19 protein-coding genes are annotated in these 23,243 nt (G+C 72.9%); 12 read left to right on the plus strand and 7 right to left on the minus strand.

What is annotated here, in order from left to right; genetic code table 11:
* Positions 1-96 precede the first annotated feature (96 nt).
* Genes OG780_RS23640 through OG780_RS23660 form a run of 5 tightly spaced genes read right to left on the minus strand, consistent with a single transcriptional unit; the run spans position 97 to position 4,477 of the window.
* On the minus strand, positions 97-1,317 hold the full coding sequence (locus tag OG780_RS23640; RefSeq protein ID WP_326787104.1) for a cytochrome P450: 1,221 nt from the start codon (positions 1,315-1,317) through the stop codon (positions 97-99).
* Positions 1,314-1,952: a GTP-binding protein gene (locus OG780_RS23645; RefSeq protein ID WP_443062195.1), complete on the minus strand. Its 639-nt coding sequence runs from the start codon at positions 1,950-1,952 to the stop codon at positions 1,314-1,316. Before OG780_RS23645 ends, OG780_RS23640 begins: the two co-directional genes overlap by 4 nt.
* A complete protein-coding gene (locus OG780_RS23650) occupies positions 1,933-2,289 on the minus strand; it encodes a DUF742 domain-containing protein (protein WP_326787105.1) in 357 nt (118 codons plus the stop codon). The genes OG780_RS23645 and OG780_RS23650 overlap by 20 nt, the downstream gene beginning before the upstream one ends.
* Entirely contained in the window at positions 2,286-2,693 is a 408-nt protein-coding gene (locus tag OG780_RS23655) for a roadblock/LC7 domain-containing protein (protein ID WP_261701833.1), read from the minus strand. The genes OG780_RS23650 and OG780_RS23655 overlap by 4 nt, the downstream gene beginning before the upstream one ends.
* Positions 2,690-4,477, minus strand: a complete 1,788-nt coding sequence (locus OG780_RS23660; RefSeq protein ID WP_328451258.1) for an ATP-binding protein — start codon at positions 4,475-4,477, stop codon at positions 2,690-2,692. The genes OG780_RS23655 and OG780_RS23660 overlap by 4 nt, the downstream gene beginning before the upstream one ends.
* A 228-nt stretch (positions 4,478-4,705) precedes the next feature.
* Here OG780_RS23660 and OG780_RS23665 point away from each other — a divergent pair, with 228 nt between their 5' ends.
* Positions 4,706-7,861: an FAD-binding and (Fe-S)-binding domain-containing protein gene (locus OG780_RS23665; RefSeq protein ID WP_443062196.1), complete on the plus strand. Its 3,156-nt coding sequence runs from the start codon at positions 4,706-4,708 to the stop codon at positions 7,859-7,861.
* 46 nt (positions 7,862-7,907) lie between these two features.
* Complete coding sequence (locus OG780_RS23670; RefSeq protein WP_328451260.1) at positions 7,908-9,059, plus strand: lipid II:glycine glycyltransferase FemX; 1,152 nt, start codon at positions 7,908-7,910, stop codon at positions 9,057-9,059.
* Between the two features lie 23 nt (positions 9,060-9,082).
* Here OG780_RS23670 and tnpA read toward each other — a convergent pair whose 3' ends face one another.
* Positions 9,083-9,511, minus strand: coding sequence for an IS200/IS605 family transposase (gene tnpA / locus OG780_RS23675; protein ID WP_328451262.1), 429 nt, complete (start codon positions 9,509-9,511; stop codon positions 9,083-9,085).
* Positions 9,512-9,534: 23 nt separating this feature from the next.
* Between tnpA and OG780_RS23680 the strand changes: the two genes are divergently transcribed.
* Together OG780_RS23680 and OG780_RS23685 are read left to right on the plus strand one after the other, a co-directional pair.
* Entirely contained in the window at positions 9,535-10,782 is a 1,248-nt protein-coding gene (locus OG780_RS23680) for an RNA-guided endonuclease InsQ/TnpB family protein (RefSeq protein ID WP_328451264.1), read from the plus strand.
* A 212-nt stretch (positions 10,783-10,994) separates the two neighbouring features.
* Positions 10,995-11,951 carry an EamA family transporter gene (locus OG780_RS23685; RefSeq protein WP_328451266.1) on the plus strand — a complete coding sequence of 319 codons (957 nt, stop codon included), beginning with the start codon at positions 10,995-10,997 and terminating at the stop codon, positions 11,949-11,951.
* Between the two features lie 218 nt (positions 11,952-12,169).
* On the opposite strand, the gene OG780_RS23690 is transcribed toward OG780_RS23685, so the two are convergent.
* On the minus strand, positions 12,170-12,940 hold the full coding sequence (locus tag OG780_RS23690) for an SDR family oxidoreductase (RefSeq protein WP_328451268.1): 771 nt from the start codon (positions 12,938-12,940) through the stop codon (positions 12,170-12,172).
* Positions 12,941-13,090: 150 nt separating this feature from the next.
* Between OG780_RS23690 and OG780_RS23695 the strand changes: the two genes are divergently transcribed.
* The 8 genes from OG780_RS23695 to OG780_RS23730 all read left to right on the plus strand — a co-directional run bounded on the left by OG780_RS23695 (position 13,091) and on the right by OG780_RS23730 (position 23,232).
* Positions 13,091-13,885 (plus strand): TIGR03084 family metal-binding protein, encoded by a 795-nt coding sequence (locus OG780_RS23695; protein WP_328451270.1) that lies wholly within the window; start codon positions 13,091-13,093, stop codon positions 13,883-13,885.
* On the plus strand, positions 13,882-15,555 hold the full coding sequence (locus OG780_RS23700; protein ID WP_328451272.1) for an acyclic terpene utilization AtuA family protein: 1,674 nt from the start codon (positions 13,882-13,884) through the stop codon (positions 15,553-15,555). Before OG780_RS23695 ends, OG780_RS23700 begins: the two co-directional genes overlap by 4 nt.
* Positions 15,552-17,150, plus strand: a complete 1,599-nt coding sequence (locus OG780_RS23705; RefSeq protein WP_328451274.1) for an acyl-CoA carboxylase subunit beta — start codon at positions 15,552-15,554, stop codon at positions 17,148-17,150. Before OG780_RS23700 ends, OG780_RS23705 begins: the two co-directional genes overlap by 4 nt.
* An 8-nt stretch (positions 17,151-17,158) precedes the next feature.
* Positions 17,159-19,039 (plus strand): acetyl/propionyl/methylcrotonyl-CoA carboxylase subunit alpha, encoded by a 1,881-nt coding sequence (locus OG780_RS23710; RefSeq protein ID WP_328451276.1) that lies wholly within the window; start codon positions 17,159-17,161, stop codon positions 19,037-19,039.
* A gap of 113 nt (positions 19,040-19,152) precedes the next feature.
* Positions 19,153-20,313, plus strand: a complete 1,161-nt coding sequence (locus OG780_RS23715) for an acyl-CoA dehydrogenase family protein (protein WP_328451278.1) — start codon at positions 19,153-19,155, stop codon at positions 20,311-20,313.
* A gap of 17 nt (positions 20,314-20,330) precedes the next feature.
* Entirely contained in the window at positions 20,331-21,896 is a 1,566-nt protein-coding gene (locus OG780_RS23720) for a 4-coumarate--CoA ligase family protein (protein ID WP_328451280.1), read from the plus strand.
* Positions 21,893-22,627, plus strand: a complete 735-nt coding sequence (locus OG780_RS23725) for an enoyl-CoA hydratase family protein (protein ID WP_328451282.1) — start codon at positions 21,893-21,895, stop codon at positions 22,625-22,627. The genes OG780_RS23720 and OG780_RS23725 overlap by 4 nt, the downstream gene beginning before the upstream one ends.
* Entirely contained in the window at positions 22,615-23,232 is a 618-nt protein-coding gene (locus OG780_RS23730; protein ID WP_328451284.1) for a TetR/AcrR family transcriptional regulator, read from the plus strand. Before OG780_RS23725 ends, OG780_RS23730 begins: the two co-directional genes overlap by 13 nt.
* The last annotated feature ends 11 nt before the right edge of the window (positions 23,233-23,243 follow it).

Below are 23,243 nucleotides of genomic sequence, written 5' to 3' on the forward strand. Positions count from 1 at the left end.
CCAAGGGCTGGGGTGGGGTGACGCGTCTTCCCCGGGGCATGGGGACAGCCCCGGGCCCCGGCCGGGCGTGTGCGCCGGCCGGGTGGCAACGGTGTCTCAGAGGACGGGTACGGGCGTGAACCGCACGGGCAGTTCGTTCAGGCCCCGTAGCCACGGGGAGGGGCGCCGGGTCAGCGTGTCGGCGGGTACCGCCAGGTCGATGTCCGGCAGCCGGTCCAGGACGATCTCGATGCCGGTCCGCGCGATGACCTCGGCGACCTCCTGTGCCGGGAACGGGCAGCGGTGCTCCCCGTGACCGAAGGAGAAGTGGGCGTTGTTGCCGCCGGTGAGGGCCGAACTGTCGGTGCGGACCTGGGGGTCGGAGTTGGCGCCCTGGAGGCCGAGCAGCAGCAGGTCGCCGGCGCGGATGCGGCGGCCGCCGAGCTGGGTGTTGCGGGAGGCCCAGCGTCCGGCCACGTTCTGGGTGGGGGTGTCCTCCCACAGGACCTCGTTCATGGCCTCGGCGACGCTGTGCCGGCCGCCGAACAGGGAGGCGGCGAACCGTTCGTCGGTGAGCATCAGGCGCAGCGAGTTGCCGATCCAGTCGGCCGTGGGCTGGTGGCCGGCGGCCATCATGACCATGAGGTCCTGGACGATCTCCATGTCGTCGAAGCCCGCGGTGTTCGCGAGCATCCGGGACACGACGTCGTCGGCGGGCGCTTCCTTGCGGTCGGCGATCAACCGGGCCATGGAGGAGGCCAGATGCTGCTGTCCGGCCAGCGCGCCCTCGCGCCCGTTGATCATGTCGTTCAGGGCGGTGACCAGGCCGGGTCCCTGCTCGTCCGCGAAGCCGTAGAGCGTCGCGAGGACCCGTACGGGCAGCAGGGCCGCGTAGTCGCCGATGAGGTCCGTCTCGCCCTTGGGGCAGATCGCGTCGATCAGCTCGTCGGCGAACTTCTCGGCCTGGGAGCGCAGTTCGGAGGGGTCGATGGCTTCGAGGGCGTCGCTGATCATCGCGGCGCGCTCGCGGTGGCGCTCGCCGACGGTGTACAGGATGGAGGGCTGCTTGCGGCCGATCATCGGCAGCAGCGGCCAGTCGTCGGGGATGCGGTCCCACTGGCTCCACAGGTCCGAGTCCCGGCTGAACAGCTGGGGATCGCCGGTGACCTGGTGCAGTTCGCGGTAGCCGAGCACGAGCCAGGCGGGGATGTCGCCGTCGAGGACGACCGGCACGACGGATCCGTGGTCGCGCCGCATCTCCCGGTACAGCTCGGCGGGTTCGGTCTGGAACCGCGGCCCGCCGAGGGGGACGGGCGCGGTGGCGGAGGCGGGGGTCACAGCGCGGGCTCCGGTGATTGAAGGGCGCCTTCCGCGGCTGCGGCGCCGTGACGGGCGTAGCGGGACTGGAGGTGCTCCACCAGCGTGATCAGCACCTGCTTGCTGGACTCCCGGGAGCGGGCGTCGCAGTCGAGCAGCGGTACGTGCGGGTCGAGGTCGAGGGCCTCGCGGATCTGGGCGGGGGTGTGCGGGGGCCCGCCGAAGTCGTTGCAGGCGACGATGAAGGGCGTGCCGTGGTGCTCCAGCCGGTCGATGGCGTACCAGGATTCGTCGATGCGGCGGGTGTCGACCAGGACGATCGCCCCGAGCGTTCCGGAGAACAGCCGGTCCCACAGGAACCAGAACCGCTCCTGCCCGGGTGCGCCGAACAGGTACAGGATGTTGCGCGTGTCCAGCGTGATGCGTCCGAAGTCGAAGGCGACGGTGGTGGCGGACTTGCCGCGCACCTCGCTGATGTCGTCGACGCTCTCGCCGGCCTGCGTCATCGTCTCCTCGGTGTTGAGGGGACGTATCTCGCTGACCGAGCGGACGAGGGTCGTCTTGCCGACACCGAAGCCGCCCACGATCACGATCTTGAGGCCGTTGTCGGCGGACGCGGACAGGGGCGCACGAGCGTCAGAGGTTACGGAGTCCAACGAGCACCTGCTCCAGGATGTCGGGATCGGGAAGACCGGAGGGAACAGTGGTGTGCGGGTGACGGGCGCTGACCCGGCCCGTGGAGAGCAGGTCGGAGAGCAGGACGCGGGTGATCGACACCGGCAGTCTCAGCTCCGCCGCGATCTCCACGACGGCCGTCGGCCGCTCGCACATCCGCAGGATCGCGGCGTGCTCGGACTGCATGCCCACCGCCGGATCGCACTCGGCGACCACCAGTGTCACCAGGTCGAAGGGGGTGTCGGGGCCGGAACGGGTGCGCCCTCCGGTGAGGGTGTACAGCCGGTCGGGCGCGTCGTCCCTGCCAGGACGGCTCATGACGACCGGGGCGGCGAGGTCAGGTGTTCGCCGAGTTGTTCCACGAGTTCGCTCATGTTGTGTCCCACCAGTCCGGCGTCGGCGTCCTCGGCGGTGACGACGGCGAGGTGCGCGCCGTCGCCCGCTTCCACGATGAACAGCACCCCTCCGTAGAACTCGGCCATCGCCGAGCGCACGCCTCCGCTGCCGTCGCCGAACTCCACGGAGGCGCCGTGGGACAGCGACTGGATGCCGGCGGCGATGGCGGCGAGCTGGTCGGCCTGGTCGACCGACAGCTCCGGAGTGCGGCACAGCTTCAGTCCGTCGCGGGAGAGCACGAGCGCGTGCCGTGCGCCCGGGGTGCGCTCAAGGAGGCCCTCGATGAGCCAGGTGAGCTTCTCGTCGGCGGTGATGGTGCCGGTCATGGGGTGGTGTCGCCTTCCGGGAGCGCGGTGGGGGTGGTGGGAGTCGGGGTGGGGGAACTGGTGGACGCGGTTGCGTGGTCCTCGGGCCGTGCCGGTGCTTCGGCCCGGGGCGGATCGTCGGCCGGTACGGGTCCGGGGGCGCCCGGTGCCGTGCCGCGCACCGCCTGGCGGAAGGTGCCGAAGCGGGCGGCGGACCGGATCTTGGGGTCGTCGCCGGTACGGGGTTCGGGGGCGGCCGGGGGTGTGACGTGTGAGCGGCTGCGCTCGGCGTGGGCGAGGGTGCGTCCGCGGCGGCGCTTGGGCAGGCCGCCGGTGGAAGGGAGGCCCTGCTCGTGCCGGGGGGAGTCGTGGGTCGGGACGGGGTCCGGGTCGAGGTCGCCGGCCGCGCGGGCGGCGGCGTACGACACGGGGGACGCCGTGGATTCCTGGGAGGTACGGGACTCCTGCGGGTCCGGGGACCACGGGGATTCCGGGGATTCCCGGCCGTCCGGCGGCCTCGGCGCGGTGGTGTGGCCGTCGACGCCGGTCGGGGCGGAGGGGACGGGCTCGGACCCGGCCGGCAGCGGCGCCCCGGTGAGGTGAAGGCTGGGCTGGGTGAGGATGTCCTGCGGTATGAGGACCAGCACGCCGGTGCCGCCGCGGGCGGAAGGCCGGAAGGACACCTTCAGGCCGTGCTTGCGGGCGAGCCGGCCGACCACCGAGAGGCCGAGGCGGGTGCCGGTGAGGCCACCGAGCCCGGACCGGGGCCCGACGGGGCCGGTGACGGCGCGTTCGGCGCGGCGCAGCTGGACGTCTCCCATCACCAGGCCGCTGTCCTCGACGGAGACGATGACACCCGCGGGGACCTCCTCGACGTACACATGCACTTCGGCGGTGGGCGGCGAGAAGTTGGCGGCGTTGTCGAGGAGTTCGGCCAGTGCGTGCATGACGCCCTCGGCTGCGTGTCCGGCGACGGCGACCTCGCTGGCGGAGTGGACGCGCACCCGCTGGTAGCCGCCGATACGGCCCATGGCGCCGCGCAGGATCGACTCCATGACGATCGGGCGGGCCCAGCGGCGCCCCGAGCGCGCGCCCGCCAGGACGGCGACGGAGTCGGCGAGACGGCCCGCCTGCGCGGTGCGGTGGTCGAGGTGGAGCAGGTCCGTGAGGACGTCCTCGTCGGAGTGCCTCTCCTCCATCGCGCGCAGGTCGGCCAGCATGCCGGTGGACAGCGCCTGCATGCGTCCGGCCGCGTTGGCGATCGCCGAGATCGCGGCGGCGCGGTCGGCGGCGGCCTGCCGGGTGCGCTCGGAGAGTTCGGCGTTGCGCTCGGTGAGCCGGGCGCGGTCGCCGGTGAGGAGTTCCCGCTCCTTGGTGAACTCCTCGGTGAGGCGGGCGTGTTCGCGGGCTGCCGTCTCGGTCAGACGGACCCGCTCCTGGGCCGCGGTCTCGGCCGCGCGGGCGCGTTCGCGGGCGGCATCGTCGGCGAGCCTGGCCCGTTCCTGGCCGAACTCCTCCGCCAGCCTGGCGCGTTCCTGAAGGAGCCGGCCGGCGTCCTTGGCCACGCTGTCGAGGCGACGCAGTGCGATGCGCCTGGTCTGCACGGCGTGGGCGGCCACCGCGACGGCGGCGCACAGCAGCACCGCGGCGGCGCCGGTGCCCCAGGCGAGGGGCACGCGGGCCGGTTCGGGGGCGAGCAGGACGGCGGCCACCACCGCGGCCGCGGCCGGGACGGCGGCGGCCAGCACGGCTTTCGCCGTGGTGCGTGGGGTGGGTCGTTCGCCGGAGGGCAGGGGCGGGGTCATCAATCGGTCCTCGGTCGTGTTCCTGGGGGGAGAACGTGTCCTCGGTCGTGTCCTCGGTCGGTCCTGGGCGAGAAGGGACACTCGATGCTCAACTCGCGGTCACTATATGAGAGTTCGTGATCCGATTGGGAGGCTTCGGGAAGCGGTTTCATGATCGCCCCGGCATATCGGTGCCTTTCGGGTACCGGCCACAGGGCCGCCGCCGGTGTCCGGCGGCATCCTGGAGACATGACGGATCTGGGTGGACGGCCGGACGGACGACCGGACGGAAGGCCGAGCGGACGGCCGGACGGACGGCCCGCAGGGCAGCCGGAGGGGCAGTCGGCGGGGTCGGCCGGTCGGCTCCGGTCCGAACTGGCGGGGGCCGTGCGCGGCGAGGTCTCCTTCGGCACGACGGCGCGGGCGCTGACCACCATGGACGCCTCCAACTACCGGCGCGTACCGCTCGGTGTGGTGGCCCCGCGGGACGCCGAGGACGTGGCCGCCGCGCTCGCCGTGTGCCGCGCCCACGCGGTGCCGGTCGTGGCGCGCGGCGGCGGCACCTCGATCGCCGGACAGGCCACGGGCACCGGCGTCGTCCTGGACTTCACCCGCCACATGAACCGGATCCTCGCGCTGGACCCGGACGCCCGTACGGCCGTCGTCCAGCCCGGTGCCGTCCTCGACCGCCTCCAGGAAGCCGCCGCCCCGCACGGACTGCGCTTCGGCCCCGACCCCTCCACGCACAGCCGCTGCACCCTCGGCGGGATGATCGGCAACAACTCCTGCGGATCCCACTCGGTCGCCTGGGGCACCACGGCGGACAACGTGCGGGAGCTCTCGGTCGTCGGCGCGGCCGGGGACACCCGCCGCCTCGGCCGGGACTGGCAGGGCGCCCCGGACGGGCTGAAGGCCCTGGTCGAGAGCGAGTTGGCGCTGCTGCGGACCGGCTTCCCGGACCTCCCGCGACGGATCTCCGGGTACGCCCTCGACGCGCTCCTGCCCGAACGCGGCGCGGACGTGGCCCGCGCGTTCTGCGGCTCCGAGGGCACCTGGGGCCTGCTCACCGAGGCGGTCGTACGCCTGGTCGAGGCACCCCGGGCACGGGCGCTGGCCGTCCTGGCCTACCCCGACGAGAGCGCCGCCGCGGACGCCGCGGCCGGTCTGCTCGGGTACGGGCCGCTGACCGTGGAGGGGATGGCCGCCGACCTCGTGCCCGCCGACGCGGGGCTGCCGCGCGGCGGGGCCTGGCTGTTCGTGGAGACGGGCGGCGGATCGCCGGCGGAGGCACGCGCGCGTGCGGACACGATCGTGCGGGCCGCGGACGTGGGGGACGCCCTGGTGGTCACCGACCCGGCGGGGCAGCGGGCGCTGTGGCGGCTGCGCGAGGACGCGAGCGGCACGGCGACCCGGATGCCGTACGCCGGGGACCGCTCCCCGCCCGGCGCCGGCCGCGGGCTCGGCGAAGAGGCCTGGCCCGGCTGGGAGGACTGCGCGGTGCCGCCCGCCCGCCTCGGCGCGTACCTGCGGGACTTCCGGGCCCTGCTCGCCGCCCACGGGCTGCACGGCACCCCGTACGGCCACTTCGGCGACGGCTGCATCCACGTCCGGATCGACTTCGACCTGATCACCGCGGCGGGCGTCACCCGCTTCCGGCGCTTCTCGGAGGAGGCCGCCCGCCTCGTCGTCGCGCACGGCGGGTCGCTGTCCGGCGAGCACGGCGACGGACAGGCCCGCGCGGAACTGCTGCCCACGATGTACGGAGCTGAGATGGTCCGCCTCTTCGAACGGGTGAAGGACCTCTGGGACCCGCGCGGCCTGCTCAACCCCGGCATGCTCGTGCGCCCGCACCGGCTGGATCAGAACCTGCGGTTCGCGGTGCTGCCGCGGCGCCCGGTGGACGTGGAGTTCGGCTACCCGGCGGACGGCGGCGACTTCTCGGCGGCGGTGCGCCGCTGCGTGGGCGTCGCCAAGTGCCGTACGGCATCGGTGCCGGGCGGCGCGGACGTCATGTGCCCCTCCTTCCGGGTGACCGGCGAGGAGGAGCACTCCACGCGCGGGCGGGCCAGACTGCTGCACGAGATGCTCGCCGGCGAGATCGTCACCGGCGGGTGGCGCTCGACGGAGGTCCGGGACGCGCTGGACCTGTGCCTGTCCTGCAAGGGATGCAGGTCCGACTGCCCGGTCGGCGTCGACATGGCCACCTACAAGGCGGAGTTCCTCCACCACCACTACGCGGGCCGCCGCCGTCCCGCCGCGCACTACACCCTGGGTCGGCTCCCCTTCTGGCTCGCGGCGGTGACCCGTACCCGCTCGGCCCGGCTCGTCAACTCCCTCGCGTCCATGCGTCCGCTGGCCGCCCTCGCCAAGCGCCTGGCCGGTGTCGCACCCGGACGGGAGATCCCGCGGCTGGCGCCGGAGACGTTCAGCCGGTGGTGGTCGGCCCGGTTCCGGGACCGGGCACGGGCGCGCGAGCGCGAACGGCGCCTGGGCGGGCACGACACCCAGGGCGGACCGGGTGGGGAGAGGCGCGGGGGCGGTCGGCCCGCCGGCGAGCTGTTCCCGGGTTTCGGCGGCAAGACGGTCCTCCTGTGGCCGGACACCTTCACCGAACACCTGGAACCCTCCGTCGGACGTGCGGCCGTAAGGGTCCTGGAGTCCGCCGGACTGGCCGTGCTGCTGCCCCCGAGGGCGGTGTGGAGGCACGGGCCCGTCGGCGACGGCGTGACCCGGGGCCCCCTCCGCCTCGGCACACTGCTCCCGCGCCGCCGCCACCGCGTCTGCTGCGGACTGACGTACGTCTCGACCGGCCAGCTCGACCGCGCCCGCACCGTGCTCCGCCGCACCCTCGACCTCATGGAGCCCTACCTCGCCATGGACGACATCCCGGTCGTCGTCCTGGAACCGAGCTGCGCCGCCGCGCTGCGCACGGACCTGCCCGAACTGCTGCCCGGCGACCCGCGCGCGGTGCGGCTGGCGGCGGCGGTGGTGACCTTCGCGCAGGCACTGGAACGGCACGCGCCGGCCTGGACGCCGCCGCGCCTGGACCGCCCGGCGGCCGGCCAGACGCACTGCCATCAGCACGCGGTCCTCGGCGACGCGGCCGAACGCCGGCTGCGCGACGCGGCGGGCCTGACCGGCACCCTCGCGGGCGGCTGCTGCGGACTCGCGGGCAACTTCGGCTTCGAGAGGGGCCACGAGGAGGTGTCGCGGGCCTGCGCGGAGGAGCAGCTGCTCCCGGCGGTACGGGCGGCCGACGACACCGCGGTGATCCTCGCCGACGGCTTCTCCTGCCGCACCCAGCTGGCCCAGCTCTCCGGCCGCCGGGGCCGCCACCTGGCGGAGGTCCTGGCCGAGGCGCTGGAGAACGGCCCGCGGGCCGACGGGTCCGCGCCCACCGCGTAAGTACGCTGGGATTTCACCGGCCGAAGACGTTCGAGGAGCGACGCGCATGACTCTCCGCCTGCAGGCGATCACCCGCGACGAGCACCTGGCGTTCGTCCGCTCGCGGCCCTCGGCCAGCCATATGCAGGTGCCGTCCTGGGGGGACGTGAAGCCGGACTGGCGTGCGGAGAGCCTCGGCTGGTTCGACGCGGACGGCCGCCTCCAGGGGGCCGGCCTCGTGCTGCTGCGCCCGCTGCCGAAGATCAAGCGGTACCTCGCGTACCTGCCCGAGGGTCCCGTCATCGACTGGCACGACCCGGACCTCGCCGAACGCTGGCTGCGGCCGATGGTCGCGCATCTGAAGTCGCGCGGCGCGTTCACCGTGAAGATGGGCCCGCCCGTGGTCGCGCGCCGCTGGAGCGCGGACACGGTCAAGACGGCCATCGCCGACCCGGCGGCACGGCGCCTCGGCGAGGTGACGGCGACCTCGTACGAACCGGGCGCGGACGGGATCGCCGACCGGCTGCGGGCGATGGGCTGGCAGCGGACCGAGCCCGGCGGCGAGGACGGCTTCGCGGCGGGACAGCCGCGCTACGTCTTCCAGGTCCCCTTCGCCGGACGGTCCCTGGAGGAGATCCACAAGGGCCTCAACCAGCAGTGGCGGCGCAACATCAAGAAGGCCGACAAGGCCGGCGTCGAGGTGGTCCGGGGCGGCTACGACGACCTGCCCGCCTTCTACGAGCTCTACGCGGAGACGGCGGAACGCGACCGTTTCATCCCGCGCCCGCTGTCCTACTTCCAGCGGATGTGGACCTCGCTGACGGCCGAGGACCCCGACCGCATGCGGCTCTATCTCGCCCGCCACGAGGGCGACGTCCTCGCCGCGGCCACCATGCTGACCGTCGGCAGCCATGTCTGGTACTCCTACGGCGCCTCCACCAGCCGCAAACGCGAGGTCCAGCCCAACAACGCCATCCAGTGGCGCATGATGACCGACGCCCACGCGCTGGGCGCCGCCGTGTACGACTTCCGCGGCATCACCGACACCCTGGACGAGAGCGACCACCTCGTCGGCCTCCTGCGCTTCAAGGCGGGCGCGGGCGGCGAGGCCGCGGAGTACCTCGGGGAGTGGGACCTGCCCATCAACCGGGTGCTGCACAAGGCGCTGGACGTCTACCTCTCGCAGACGAGAGTGCCCCGGCCTTCAGGCCGGGGGTGAATCGCCTCATGGCGGCGGGTCGGTCAGTCCGGTTGCTTCTGCTGCGCGATGTAGTCCTTGACCACTTGCAGCGGGGCTCCACCGCATGAGCCGGCGAAGTATGAGGGCGACCAGAAACGGCCGTGCATGATGGCGCGGTTCACCCGCCCCGTGTACTCGGCGCGCAGACGCCGGGAGCTGACGCCCTTGAGGGAGTTCACCAGGCCGGACAGAGCGACCTTCGGCGGATAGTGCACGAGCAGGTGTACGTGGTCGGTTTCGCCGTTGAACTCCTTCAGTTCCGCGCCGAAGTCCTCGCAGACTTTACGCATGGCTTCCTCGCAGGTGCGGAGCATGGCGTCGTCCATGACCTTCCGTCGGTATCTGGTGACGAATACCAAATGGGCGTGCAGGTTGTAGACGACTGTTCGACCTCGGCGGATATCGGGGTCAGGTTCCCATCGCGGTGACATAGACCAACGGTAGGGTGCCGGTCATGCAGCTCCGGTACAACTTCCGCATCAGCCCGACGCCGGGTCAGCGCACCGCGCTGGCCCAGGCGTTCGGCTGTGTGCGGGTGGTGTACAACGACGCCCTGCGAATCCGCGAGGACGCCCGCAAGGCCGGACTGCCGTTCGTGACCTCGGCCGAACTGTCCAAGCGGCTCACCGCGTCGAAGAAGACCGAGCCCCGGGCCTGGCTCGGCGAGGTGTCGTCGGTGGTCCTCCAGCAGTCCCTCCGGGACCTGGACACCGCGTACAAGAACTTCTTCGACGGCCTCAAGGGCAAGCGCCCTCGCATGGGCGCACCCCGCTTCAAGTCCAGGCGCGACAACCGGCAGACGATCCGTTTCACCGCCAACGCCGGCTGGAAGATCACGCCAGGTGGCCGTCTGCGCCTGCCCAAGATCGGCGACATCCCGGTCAAATGGTCCCGGTCTCTGCCCTCCACGCCGTCCACGGTGACCGTGACCAAGGACGCGGCGGGCCGGTACTTCGCGAGCTTCGTCGTGGAGACCGACCCGGCCGCCGACCTGGACCGCATGCCGACGACCGCCGACGAGGTGGGCATCGACCTCGGCCTCACTTACTTCGCGGTTCTCTCCGACGGCCGGAAGGTGAGCGCGCCGAAGTTCTTCCGCCGCGCCGAGCGCAAGCTGAGGAAGGCGCAGCAGAACCTCGCCCGCAAAACGAAGGGCTCGAACAACCGCAGGAAAGCCGTCGTCAAGGTCGCCCGCGCTCACGCGCACGCGGCGAACGCACGCAGGGACTTCCACCACAAGCTGTCCACGACGATCGTCCGCGAGAACCAAGCGGTGTACGTCGAGGACCTCGCGGTGAAGGGTCTCGCCCGCACGCGCCTGGCCAAGTCGGTGCACGACGCCGGATGGTCGGCGTTCGTGAGCATGCTGGAGTACAAGACGGCACGGTACGGGCGGGTCTTCGCCCGCGTGGACCGGTTCTTCCCGTCCTCCCGGCTCTGCTCCGCCTGCGGCTTCAAGGACGGCCCCAAGCCGCTGAACGTCCGCGAGTGGACGTGCCAGGGCTGCGGGACCGTCCACGACCGCGACGTGAACGCCGCGATCAACATCAAGACCGAAGGACGCAAGGTCGCCGCCGGACAGGCGGAGACCGTAAACGGCCGTGGAGTGCAGGTAAGCCCGGGATCCGTCCCGGCACCGCGCGATGAAGCAGCAACCCGCCGAGACGGTCAGCCGACCGCAGTAGGAATCCTGGCCCTTTAGGACCGGGAGGATGTCAAATGTCCCGTCGCTGAACGGCCGTCGCCGGACGGTCTGTCGCCGGACGGCCGCCGCCGAGGCGGAGCGTCCCGATCCGGGTCTCAGCATCCAGGACAGTTACGTAAGCAGTTCACACTCCTGACGAAGTCCACTACCCTGGACTCGGCAGTACATCGTGATGAACACCCTGACCGAGCCAGCCTCCAGGACCGCCCGTGAGCACCCCCAGCGCCACCACCTCGTCGTCCGCGCCCGTCTCCGGGACGGTGCACGCCCCCGTGTCCTCGGGCGGGGCTCCCGGCCGTCTAGGTTCCCTCGGGCCCGTCGGGCTGGTGCTGGCCGGAGGGATCTCGGTCCAGTTCGGCGGCGCCCTCGCGGTGACCCTCATGCCGAGGGCCGGCGCGCTCGGCGTGGTGACCCTGCGCCTGCTCGCCGCCGCGGTGGTCCTGCTCGTGGTCTGCCGACCCCGGCTGCGCGGCCACTCGCGCGCCGACTGGGGGACGGTCGCCGTCTTCGGCATCGCCATGGGCGCGATGAACGGCCTCTTCTACGAGTCGGTCGCCCGCATCCCCCTCGGCGCCGCCGTCACCCTGGAGGTGCTCGGCCCCCTCGCCCTCTCGGTGCTGGCCTCCCGCCGCGCGGTCAACGCGGTCTGGGCGGGCCTGGCCCTGTGCGGCGTCTTCCTGCTGGGCGGCGGAGGGTTCGGGGACCTGGACCCGGTGGGCGCGGCCTTCGCGCTCGGGGCGGGTGCGATGTGGGCGGCGTACATCGTCTTCAGCGCCCGTACGGGCCGCCGGTTCCCCCAGGCCGACGGCCTGGCCCTGGCCATGGCGGTGGCGGCGCTGCTGTTCCTGCCGCTCGGGATCGTCTCGTCCGGCACCCGACTGCTGGACCCGACCACGGTGGCCCTGGGCTCCGCGGTGGCGGTCCTGTCCTCGGTCCTCCCCTACACCCTCGAACTCCTCGCCCTGCGCCGCCTGCCGGCCTCCACCTTCGCGATCCTCATGAGCCTGGAGCCCGCCATCGCGGCGACAGCGGGCTTCCTGATCCTCGACCAGTCCCTGTCCACGACCCAGGCGGCCGCGATCGCCCTGGTCATCGGCGCGAGCATGGGCGCGGTGCGGACCCAGGTGGGCCGGGGGAAGGCGACGGTCCCGGTCGACGCGCCCTGACCTCACCCGGCCCGGCACCGCATCATGGCCCGCCACGGGGACCCGGGGCGCTCCGGGTCACGTGGCGGGCCCTGACATCCACCCGGCTGCTCCCCGGTACGGTCACGGCCGGGCGGCCCGGCGCGGGCCGCCGACCTCGCGGTGCGACGCCCCGACGTCCACGCCCACCCGGCGCCCCCGGTGCGATGCGCCCCGGCGGCACCCGGGGCGCGCCCGGCTCAGGAAGCCGCTTCCACCCACTCCGCGAACGCCGGGCCCGCGAGCCTGGCGTCCGCCCCCGGGAGCAGGCCGCCGTTCTCGAACAGGTCCCGCTCCGGGTTGTCCGGGTCGCTCACGGCGACCACCTTCACGGCCGGGTCCCGGCGGGCCATCAGCAGCCGCGCCGCCTCTTCCAGGCTCTCCTCGCGCGGACCGGCCACCTCGGGGAACGGGGCCCGCGCCCCCGGTGCGTCCTGCGCCTCCGCCAGCTCCACCAGCGCCTCCGCGACGGCCCGCGCCGCGACGAGCTGGGTCCGCATCCTCGGGACGTGGACGGTGTCGCCCTGGCGCCCCCACTGCGTGAACTGCTCCACGAGCTCGTGGAACTGCGCCGCCCGCAGCACCCGCACCGGCACCGGTCCCGCCAGCACCGCGCGCTCGTGCTCCAGCTTGGCCGCGTTGTATCCGGCGACCGAGGCGTCGATGCCGATGATCGACACGACCACCAGCCGGCCGACCCCCGCCTTCTGCCCGGCCTCGTGCAGATTGCGGGACGCGGCCGTGAAGAACTCCGTCGCCACCTCCCGGTCGGGCGAGGGCGTGCTGGACGCGTCGATCACGACGTCCACACCCTCCAGCGCCTCGGCCAGCCCGGCGCCGGTGACGATGTCGACCCCGGTGGCCCGGGACATCGGTACGACGGTGTGCCCGCGCTCCGTCAGCACGTCCACGACATGCCGCCCGAGCCGCCCGGTCGCCCCGGCCACCGCGATCTTCTTGGTCCCGCTCATGCTCACGTCTCCCTCTGCGTCCTTCTTGCCGCGTCGTCATCGGTATGACGGACCGGGGACAGGAGATGTGACGGGCGGCGGCGGATCGCGGGGAAATAAATTGATGCAAGCATGCTTGATTGTTTCTGGGGGCGCTGACATGCTCCCCCCATGTCCGATCCGACGCCCGTGTTCGACGATCTGCGTGACGAAAGCGAAGAACTCGACCTGCTCGTGGCCGAGTTGAGCCCGGAGCGGTGGGCGCTCCCGACGCCCGCGCCCCACTGGACCGTCGCCCATCAGATCGCCCACCTCGCCTGGACCGACCACTCCGCCCTCCTCTCCGTCACGGACGCCGGCGCCTTCCACGGCCTCGTCGAGAAGGCGCTCGCGGCGCCCACGACGTTCGTGGACGAGGGCGCCGAGGAGGGAGCCAGGCTCCCGTCCGCCGAGCTGCTGGCCCGGTGGCGCACCGGGCGCGCCGCGCTGGACCGGGCGCTGCGGGCGTCCGTGCCGGGCACCCGCTTCCCCTGGTACGGCCCGCCCATGTCCGGTGCCTCCATGGCCACCGGCCGGCTCATGGAGACCTGGGCCCACGGCCAGGACGTCGCCGACACCCTGGGTGTGGTGCGTCCCCCCACCGACCGGCTCAGGCATGTGGTCCGCATCGGGGTCCGCACCCGGGACTTCGCCTTCGCCGCGCGCGGGCTCGCCGCGCCCGCCGAGGAGTTCCGGGTGGAGATCCTCGCCCCCTCCGGCGACACCTGGACCTACGGTCCCGAGGACGCCCCCCAGCGCGTCACCGGCACCGCCCTCGACTTCTGTCTGCTGGTCACCCAGCGGGCGCACCGCGCCGACGTCGACGTGCGCGCCGAGGGGCCCGACGCCGGCCGCTGGCTCGACATCGCCCAGGCCTTCGCGGGCCCGCCCGGCGACGGACGCCCGCCGAAGGGGGACGCGGAGTGACGCTGCGCATCGGCAACGCCTCCGGCTTCTACGGCGACCGCTTCGACGCCGTGCGCGAGATGCTCACCGGCGGCGAACTCGACGTCCTCACCGGCGACTACCTCGCCGAGCTGACCATGCTGATCCTGGGCCGGGACCGGCTGAAGGACCCCGCCGCCGGATACGCCCGTACCTTCCTGCGCCAGCTGGAGGACTGTCTCGGCCTGGCGCACGAGCGGTCCGTGAAGATCGTGACGAACGCCGGCGGCCTCAACCCGGCCGGGCTGGCCGACGCGGTGCGGACCCTGGCCGGCCGGCTCGGCATCCCGGTGCGCGTCGCCCACGTCGAGGGCGACGACCTCACCGCCGCAAACCCCGGCAGCCTCGCCGCCCACGCCTACCTCGGCGGCTTCGGCATCGCGGAGTGCCTGCGGGCGGGCGCGGACATCGTGGTCACCGGCCGGGTGACCGACGCGGCACTGGTCACCGGGCCCGCCGCCGCCCACTTCGGCTGGCGGCCCACGGACCACGACCGGCTCGCGGGAGCCGTCGTCGCCGGGCACGTGCTGGAGTGCGGGACCCAGGCCACCGGCGGCAACTACGCCTTCTTCGGCGACGGCGACGTACGCCGCCCCGGCTTCCCGCTCGCGGAGATCCACGAGGACGGCAGCTGCGTCATCACCAAGCACCCCGGCACCGGCGGCTTCGTCGACGTCGGCACGGTCACCGCACAGCTGCTGTACGAGACCGGGGGCGCCCGGTACGCGGGACCCGACGTCACCGCCCGCCTGGACACCGTACGGCTCGTCCAGGACGGCCCGGACCGGGTGCGGATCGAGGGCGTGCGCGGCGAGGCACCGCCCCCCACCCTCAAGGTCGGCCTCAACAGGCTCGGCGGCTTCCGCAACGAGGTGACCTTCGTCCTGACCGGACTCGGCATCGAGGCCAAGGCCGCGCTGGTGCGCGAGCAGATGAGTGACGCGCTCGCCAAGTCGCCGCCCGCGGACGTGCGGTGGGAACTGGTGCGCACCGACCGGCCCGACGCGGACACCGAGGAGACGGCGAGCGCCCTGCTGCGGCTCGTCGTCCGCGACCCCGACCAGGCCACCGTGGGGCGCGCGCTGAGCGGGGCGGCCATCGAGCTGGCGCTCGCCAGCTACCCCGGATTCCATGTGGTGGCGCCACCCGGGAAGGGCGCGCCCTATGGGGTCTTCGAGGATGTGTACGTCCCCCAGGACGCCGTCGACCACAGGGCCGTCCTCCACGACGGGAGCCGCCTCCCGGTGATCCCGGCCCAGGACACGCTCGTACTGGAGACACTCGAAGAACCGTCCCTGCCCGAGCCGTTGCCCGCGGGTCCGGCCCGCCGCGCCCCCCTCGGCCTGATCGCCGGTGCCCGCAGCGGAGACAAGGGCGGCAACGCCAACGTCGGCGTCTGGGTCCGCACCGACGAGGCCTGGCGCTGGCTCGCCCACGAGCTGACGGCCGACCGCTTCCGGGAGCTGCTCCCGGAGAGCCGCCCGCTGAAGGTCGTCCGGCACGTCCTGCCCGGCCTGCGAGCCGTCAACTTCGTGGTCGAGGGGATCCTCGGCGAAGGCGTCGCCTCCCAGGCCCGTTTCGACCCCCAGGCCAAGGCCCTCGGCGAATGGCTCCGCTCCCGTCACCTGGATATCCCGGAGGTCCTGCTATGACGGTCCTTTCGTCCGCCCTGGACGTGGGCGGCCCGGACTACCGGGCGAACCGCGAGGTCATGCTCGGCAAGCTCGCCGACCTCGACACCGAGCACGCCAAGGCCCTCGCGGGCGGCGGCGAGAAGTACGTCCAGCGGCACCGCAAGCGCGGCAAGCTGCTCGCCCGCGAGCGCATCGAACTGCTCCTCGACCCGGACACCCCGTTCCTGGAGCTGTCCCCGCTGGCCGCCTGGGGCAGCGACTACGCCGTCGGCGCCTCCCTGGTCACCGGCATCGGGGTGGTCGAGGGCGTCGAGTGCCTGATCACCGCCAACGACCCGACCGTGCGCGGCGGCGCCAGCAACCCCTGGAGCCTGAAGAAGGCGCTGCGGGCCAACGACATCGCCCTCGCGAACCGGCTGCCCTGCATCAGCCTGGTCGAGTCGGGCGGCGCCGACCTGCCCTCGCAGAAGGAGATCTTCATCCCCGGGGGCGCGATCTTCCGCGACCTCACCCGGCTGTCGGCCGCCGGGATCCCCACGGTGGCCGTGGTCTTCGGGAACTCGACGGCCGGAGGCGCCTACGTCCCCGGCATGTCGGACCACGTGATCATGGTCAAGGAGAAGGCGAAGGTCTTCCTCGGCGGGCCGCCGCTGGTGAAGATGGCCACGGGCGAGGAGAGCGACGACGAGTCGCTGGGCGGCGCGGAGATGCACGCGCGCGTGTCGGGCCTCGCGGACTACTTCGCGGTCGACGAGCGGGACGCGCTCCGCCAGGCCCGCCGGGTCGTCGCCCGGCTGAACCACCGCAAGGCGTACGGCGATCCGGCCGTCGCCGAGCCCCCCAAGTACGACGAGGACGAGCTGCTGGGGATCGTCCCGGGGGATCTGAAGCACCCGTTCGACCCGCGCGAGGTGATCGCCCGGATCGTCGACGGCTCGGACTTCGACGAGTTCAAGCCGCTGTACGGGACGAGCCTGACCACCGGCTGGGCGAGCCTGCACGGCTATCCGGTCGGCGTCCTCGCCAACGCGCAGGGCGTGCTGTTCAGCGCCGAGTCCCAGAAGGCCGCCCAGTTCATCCAGCTCGCCAACCAGCGCGACATCCCGCTGCTCTTCCTGCACAACACCACCGGCTACATGGTCGGCAGGGAGTACGAGCAGGGCGGCATCATCAAGCACGGCGCGATGATGATCAACGCGGTGAGCAACTCGCGGGTCCCGCATCTGTCGGTGCTCATGGGCGCCTCCTACGGAGCCGGCCACTACGGGATGTGCGGTCGCGCCTACGACCCCCGCTTCCTGTTCGCCTGGCCCAGCGCCAAATCGGCCGTGATGGGACCCCAGCAGCTCGCGGGCGTCCTGTCGATCGTCGCCCGGCAGTCGGCCGCCGCGAAGGGCCACCCCTACGACGACGACGCAGACGCGGCGCTGCGCGCCATGGTGGAGCAGCAGATCGAGTCCGAGTCGCTGCCCATGTTCCTGTCCGGGCGGCTGTACGACGACGGGGTCATCGACCCGCGCGACACCCGTACCGTCCTCGGCCTGTGCCTGTCCGCGATCCACACGGCGCCCTTCGAGGGCGCGCGCGGTGGCTTCGGCGTCTTCCGGATGTGAGGGTTTCCGTGATTTCGAGTCTGCTGGTCGCCAACCGGGGCGAGATCGCCTGCCGGGTCTTCCGCACCTGCCGTGAGGCCGGGGTGCGCACGGTCGCGGTGTATTCGGACGCCGACGAGAACGCCCTGCACACGCGCGAGGCGGACGCTGCGGTACGGCTGCCGGGCGCGACACCCGCGGAGACGTATCTGCGGGGCGATCTCGTCGTACGGGCCGCGCTGGAGGCGGGCGCTGACGCGGTGCACCCGGGGTACGGGTTCCTGTCGGAGAACGCCTCTTTCGCGCGGGCGGTGATCGACGCGGGGCTGGTGTGGGTCGGTCCGTCGCCGGAGGCGATCGAGGCGATGGCGTCCAAGACCCGGGCCAAGAAGCTGATGGGTCTCGAACCCCTGGAGCGGGTCACCGCGAAGGACCTGCCGGTGCTGGTCAAGGCCGCCTCGGGCGGCGGCGGCCGCGGGATGCGGATCGTCCGTGAACTGGCGCACCTGGAAGCCGAGTTGGAGGCGGCCCGCGCGGAGGCGCTGAGCGCCTTCGGCGACGGCGAGGTGTTCGTCGAGCCGTACGTGGAGGGCGGCCGGCACGTCGAGGTGCAGATCCTGGCCGACGCGCACGGCACGGTCTGGCCCCTCGGCACCCGGGACTGCTCCCTCCAGCGCCGCCACCAGAAGGTGATCGAGGAGGCGCCGGCCCCCGGGCTCGGGGACGAACTCACCCGGGAGCTCTACGCGTTGTCCGTGCGCGCCGCCCGCGCCGTGGACTACGTCGGCGCCGGCACGGTCGAGTTCCTGGTCGCCGACGGCACCGCGCACTTCCTGGAGATGAACACCCGCCTCCAGGTCGAACACCCCGTGACGGAGGCGGTGTTCGGGGTCGACCTGGTCGCCCTGCAACTGCGGGTCGCCGAGGGGGAGCGGCTGGAGAGCGAGCCCCCGCCCGCGCGGGGCCACGCGGTGGAGGCCCGGCTGTACGCGGAGGACCCTGCGGGCGCCTGGGCGCCGCAGACGGGCACCCTGCACCGGATCGCCGTCCCGGACGGTGTCCGGCTGGACACGGGGTTCACCGACGGCGACTCGGTCGGCATCCACTACGACCCGATGCTCGCGAAGGTCGTCGCGCACGCCGGCACCCGCGCGGAGGCCGTGCGGAAGCTGGCCGGCGCGCTGGAGCGGGCCACGGTCCACGGCCCGGTCACCAACCGGGATCTGCTCGTACGGTCGCTGCGCCACGAGGAGTTCGCCGGGGCCCGGATGGACACGGGGTTCTACGACCGTCACCTCGCCGCGCTGACCGAGCCCGCCCCGGACCCGTACGCCCCGCTGGCCGCGGCCCTGGCCGACGCGCACGGGCGTTCGCGGTTCGGCGGCTGGCGGAACCTGGCGTCGGGGCCGCAGACCAAGCGCTACCGGATGCACGGAGCCGAGTACGAGGCCGCGTACCGGCACACCCGCGAGGGCCTCGCGGCCGACGGGGTGCGTGTGCTGGGCGCCGACGCGGGCCGGGTCGTCCTCGAAGTGGGGGGCGTGCGGAGGACGTTCGAGGTGGCGCGGTACGCCGGCGGCCGGGTCTTCGTGAACGCGACCGCGCTGACCGAGCTCCCCCGGTTCCCCGATCCGGCCGCGGACCGGGCTCCGGGATCGCTGCTCGCGCCGATGCCCGGCACCGTGGTCCGGGTGGCCGAGGGGCTCGCCGAGGGCTCCGCCGTGCGGGCGGGGGAACCGCTGCTGTGGCTGGAGGCGATGAAGATGGAGCACAGGATCTCGGCGCCGTCGGCGGGCACGCTCACCGCCCTGCACGCCGTGGTCGGACAGCAGGTGGAGGTGGGCGCGCTGCTGGCCGTCGTGCGGGAGGAAGCGGTGCCCGGGGAAGCGCCGGCGGACGACGCCCGGTGAGCGGGCGCCCCGCCGCGGGGCGCCCGGACGGACCACCGCGCGGCTGTGCCGCGCGGGCTCGAACAGTTACGTACAGGACGCGTTTTCCGTACTCTCCGTACCGAGGAGCCCTCATGAGCCCTGTCACAGAGACCGACGAACACAAGGCGCTCCGTTCCGCGGTCGCCGCTCTCGGCAAGCGCTACGGCCGTGAGTACATGACCAAGGCCATCGCCGAAGGCCGTCACCCCGACGAGCTGTGGGCCGAGGCCGGCAAGCTCGGCTATCTCGGGGTGAACCTGCCGGAGGAGTACGGCGGCGGAGGCGGCGGCATCGCCGAACTGTCCATCGTGCTGGAGGAGTTGGGCGCCGCGGGCTGTCCGCTGCTGATGCTCGTGGTCTCGCCCGCCATCTGCGGAACGGTCATCGCCCGCTTCGGCACCGAGGAACAGAAGCGGACGTGGCTGCCGGGCCTGTCGGACGGCACCCGCACCATGGCGTTCGGCATCACCGAGCCCGACGCCGGTTCCAACTCCCACCGCATCACCACCACGGCCCGCCGCGACGGCACCGACTGGGTCCTGACCGGCCGCAAGGTGTTCATCTCCGGCGTCGACATCGCCGACGCGACGCTCGTCGTGGGCCGTACGGAGGACGCGCGGACCGGCAGCCTCAAGCCCTGCCTGTTCATCGTCCCGCGCGACGCCGAGGGCTTCGGCCGGCGCCAGATCGACATGGAACTGTCCAGCGCCGAGAAGCAGTTCGAGCTCACCCTGGACGAGGTGCGGCTGCCGGCCGACGCGCTGGTCGGCGACGAGGACGCGGGACTGCTGCAACTGTTCGCCGGGCTCAACCCGGAGCGGGTGATGACGGCCGCGTTCGCCATCGGCATGGGCCGTTTCGCCCTCGCCAGGGCCGTGGAGTACGCGCGGGACCGTACCGTCTGGAAGGCGCCGATCGGCGCACACCAGGCCATCGCCCACCCTCTCGCGCAGGCCCACATCGAGCTCGAACTGGCCCGTCTGATGATGCAGAAGGCCGCCTACCTGTACGACGCGGGGGACGACGTCGGGGCGGGGGAGGCTGCCAACATGGCCAAGTACGCGGCCGGAGAGGCCTGCGTACGGGCTGTCGACCAGGCGGTGCACACCCTCGGGGGCAACGGCCTCACCCGTGAGTTCGGCCTCGCCTCCCTGATCACGGCGGCGCGCGTGTCCCGTATCGCGCCCGTCAGCAGGGAGATGATTCTCAACTACGTCTCCCACCAGACCCTGGGTCTGCCCAAGTCGTACTGAGCGCTCTAGGAGGAACCGTGTTCCGCAGCGAGTACGCAGATGTCCCGGCCGTCGAGGAACCGATCCACGACGCCGTGCTGGGCCGCGCCGCCGAGCGCGGCGAGACGCCCGCGCTCGTCGACGGCGTCGACGGCACCACGCTCACCTACGCCCAGGTCGACCAGTACCACCGGCGACTGGCCGCCGCGCTCGCCGAGGCGGGACTGCGCAAGGGCGACGTGCTCGCCCTGCACAGCCCCAACACCATCGCCTTCCCCGTCGTCTTCTACGGGGCCACGCGCGCGGGTGCCTCGGTCACGACGGTGCACCCGCTCGCCACACCGGAGGAGTTCGCCAAGCAGCTGCGCGACTCCTCGGCCCGCTGGATCGTGACCGTCTCGCCCCTGCTGGAGACGGCCCGCCGGGCCGCCGAACTCGCGGGCGGCGTACGGGAGATCTTCGTGTGCGACCAGGCGGAGGGCCACCGGTCCGTGCTCGACATGCTGGGCAGCACCGCGCCCGAACCGCAGGTGGGCATCGACCCCGTTCAGGACGTGGCGGCCCTCCCGTACTCCTCGGGCACCACAGGAGTCCCCAAGGGCGTGATGCTCACCCACCGCTCCATAGCCACCAACCTCGCCCAGCTCTCCCCGGCCATGCCGATGAACCCGGGCGACCGCATCCTCGCCGTGCTGCCGTTCTTCCACATCTACGGACTGACGGCCCTGATGAACGCGCCCCTGCGGCAGGGCGCCACCGTGGTCGTCCTGCCCCGTTTCGACCTCGACACGTTCCTCGGCGCCATCCAGGAACACCGCATCACCGGCCTGTACGTGGCGCCGCCGATCGTCCTGGCGCTCGCCAAGCACCCCGCCGTCGCGGAGTACGACCTGTCCTCCCTGGAGTACATCGTCTGTTCGGCCGCGCCCCTGGACGCCGCGCTGGCCGCCGCCTGCTCGGCCCGGCTCGGGCTTCCGCCGGTGGGCCAGGCCTACGGCATGACCGAACTGTCGCCCGGGACGCACGTCGTCCCGCTCGACGCGGAGAACCCGCCCCCGGGAACGGTCGGCAAGCTCGTCGCGGGCACCGAGATGCGCATCGTCTCCCTCGACGACCCGGACAAGGACCTCGGGGTCGGCGAGCGCGGCGAGATCGTCGTCCGCGGACCGCAGGTCATGAAGGGCTATCTGGGCCGGCCCGACGCGACCGCCGCGATGATCGACCCGGACGGCTGGCTGCACACCGGCGACGTCGGGCACGTGGACGAGGACGGCTGGCTGTTCGTCGTGGACCGCGTCAAGGAACTCATCAAGTACAAGGGCTTCCAGGTCGCCCCCGCCGAACTGGAGGCACTGCTGCTCACTCATCCCGGCATCGCCGACGCCGCCGTCATCGGGTCCTACAACGAGGACAACAACGAGGTCCCGCACGCCTTCGTGGTGCGCCAGCCCTCGGCCGCCGGCCTCTTGGCGAACGAGATCATGCTGTACGTCGCCGAGCGCGTCGCCCCGTACAAGCGGGTCCGCATCGTCACCTTCATCGACGCGATCCCGAGGGCGGTCTCCGGGAAGATCCTGCGCCGCGAACTGAGAGGCCTGTCATGACCGTCGTCCGCACGGAACACGAGCGCGGCATCACCACGCTCACCCTGGACTCGCCCTCCACCCGCAACGCCCTGTCGGCCGTCCTCGTGGGCGAGCTCACCGACGCGCTCACCCGCTGCGGCAAGGACGGCGACGTGCGCGCCGTCGTCCTGACCCACACCGGGAACACCTTCTGCGCGGGCGCCGACCTGCGCGACCCCCCGCCCCCGGACGCGTTCGTCGGCCTGCTGCGGGGGATCGTCGAGCTGCGCAAGCCCGTCGTGGCCCGGGTGGCCGGACACGTCCGGGCGGGCGGCCTCGGGCTGCTCGGGGCCTGTGACATCGCGGTGGCGGGCGAGGCGGCGAGCTTCGCCTTCACCGAGGTACGGATCGGGGTCGCGCCCGCCGTCATCTCGCTGCCGCTGCTGCCCCGCACCGACCCGCGCGCACTCGCCCGGTACTACCTCACCGGGGAGCGCTTCGACGCACCCGAGGCCGTCCGCACCGGGCTCCTCACCGAGGCCGGGGACGACGTGGACGCCGTACTCGCACCCGTTCTCGACGGGCTGCGCAGGGCGGCCCCCGAAGCCCTCGCCGAGACGAAGGCGCTGCTCACGGCTAAGGTGCTGGAGACCTTCGACCGGGACGCGGCGGACCTGACCGCGCTCTCGGCCCGGCTGTTCTCCTCCGCGCAGGCCCGCGAGGGGATGACGGCCTTCCTCGAACGACGGGATCCCGCATGGGTGGTGTGAGCGCGACGGCACACGCGGCACGTACTCCGCACGTCCCCAAACAGGACCGCAGCCGGGCCACCCGGCAGCGGCTCCTGGCCGCCGCCGTGGCCTGCCTCGCCGAACACGGCTGGGCGGGCTCCACGGTCTCCGTCGTCGCCGAGCGCGCCGGAGTGTCCCGGGGTGCCGCCCAGCACCACTTCCCCACCCGCGAGGACCTCTTCACGGCGGCGGTCGAGTACGTCGCCGAGGAGCGCTCCAGCGCACTGCGCGACCTCTTCCCCGACGGCCCCGCCGACCGGCATGCCGTCGTCGAGGCCCTCGTCGGCCTCTACACCGGGCCGCTGTTCCGCGCCGCCCTCCACTTGTGGGTCGCGGCCTCGAACGAGGACCAGCTCCGTGCGCGGGTGACCGAGCTCGAAGGCCGCGTCGGCCGCGAGAGCCACCGCATCGCGGTGGACCTGCTGGGCGCGGACGAGTCCCGGCCCGGGGTGCGCGAGACGGTGCAGGGCCTGCTCGACATGGCGCGCGGTCTGGGCCTCGCGAACCTGCTCACCGACGACACCGCGCGCCGCGAGCGGGTCGTGGCGCAGTGGGGGGCGATCGTGGAGGAGACCCTCGGCTGAGCCGCGGCCGT

The sequence above is a fragment of the Streptomyces sp. NBC_00386 genome, assembly GCF_036063235.1.
Taxonomy (GTDB): Bacteria; Actinomycetota; Actinomycetes; order Streptomycetales; family Streptomycetaceae; genus Streptomyces.

Excerpts from the sequence above, each read along its gene's own strand:
- OG780_RS23660 (WP_328451258.1), bottom strand. The coding sequence starts at position 4,477 with ATGACCCCGCCCCTGCCCTCCGGCGAACGACCCACCCCACGCACCACG.
- OG780_RS23650 (WP_326787105.1), bottom strand. The coding sequence starts at position 2,289 with ATGAGCCGTCCTGGCAGGGACGACGCGCCCGACCGGCTGTACACCCTC.
- OG780_RS23730 (WP_328451284.1), top strand. The coding sequence starts at position 22,615 with ATGGGTGGTGTGAGCGCGACGGCACACGCGGCACGTACTCCGCACGTC.
- tnpA (WP_328451262.1), bottom strand. The coding sequence starts at position 9,511 with ATGTCACCGCGATGGGAACCTGACCCCGATATCCGCCGAGGTCGAACA.
- OG780_RS23695 (WP_328451270.1), top strand. The coding sequence starts at position 13,091 with ATGTCCGATCCGACGCCCGTGTTCGACGATCTGCGTGACGAAAGCGAA.
- OG780_RS23705 (WP_328451274.1), top strand. The coding sequence starts at position 15,552 with ATGACGGTCCTTTCGTCCGCCCTGGACGTGGGCGGCCCGGACTACCGG.
- OG780_RS23665 (WP_443062196.1), top strand. The coding sequence starts at position 4,706 with ATGACGGATCTGGGTGGACGGCCGGACGGACGACCGGACGGAAGGCCG.
- OG780_RS23670 (WP_328451260.1), top strand. The coding sequence starts at position 7,908 with ATGACTCTCCGCCTGCAGGCGATCACCCGCGACGAGCACCTGGCGTTC.
- OG780_RS23725 (WP_328451282.1), top strand. The coding sequence starts at position 21,893 with ATGACCGTCGTCCGCACGGAACACGAGCGCGGCATCACCACGCTCACC.
- OG780_RS23715 (WP_328451278.1), top strand. The coding sequence starts at position 19,153 with ATGAGCCCTGTCACAGAGACCGACGAACACAAGGCGCTCCGTTCCGCG.
- OG780_RS23680 (WP_328451264.1), top strand. The coding sequence starts at position 9,535 with ATGCAGCTCCGGTACAACTTCCGCATCAGCCCGACGCCGGGTCAGCGC.
- OG780_RS23690 (WP_328451268.1), bottom strand. The coding sequence starts at position 12,940 with ATGAGCGGGACCAAGAAGATCGCGGTGGCCGGGGCGACCGGGCGGCTC.
- OG780_RS23655 (WP_261701833.1), bottom strand. The coding sequence starts at position 2,693 with ATGACCGGCACCATCACCGCCGACGAGAAGCTCACCTGGCTCATCGAG.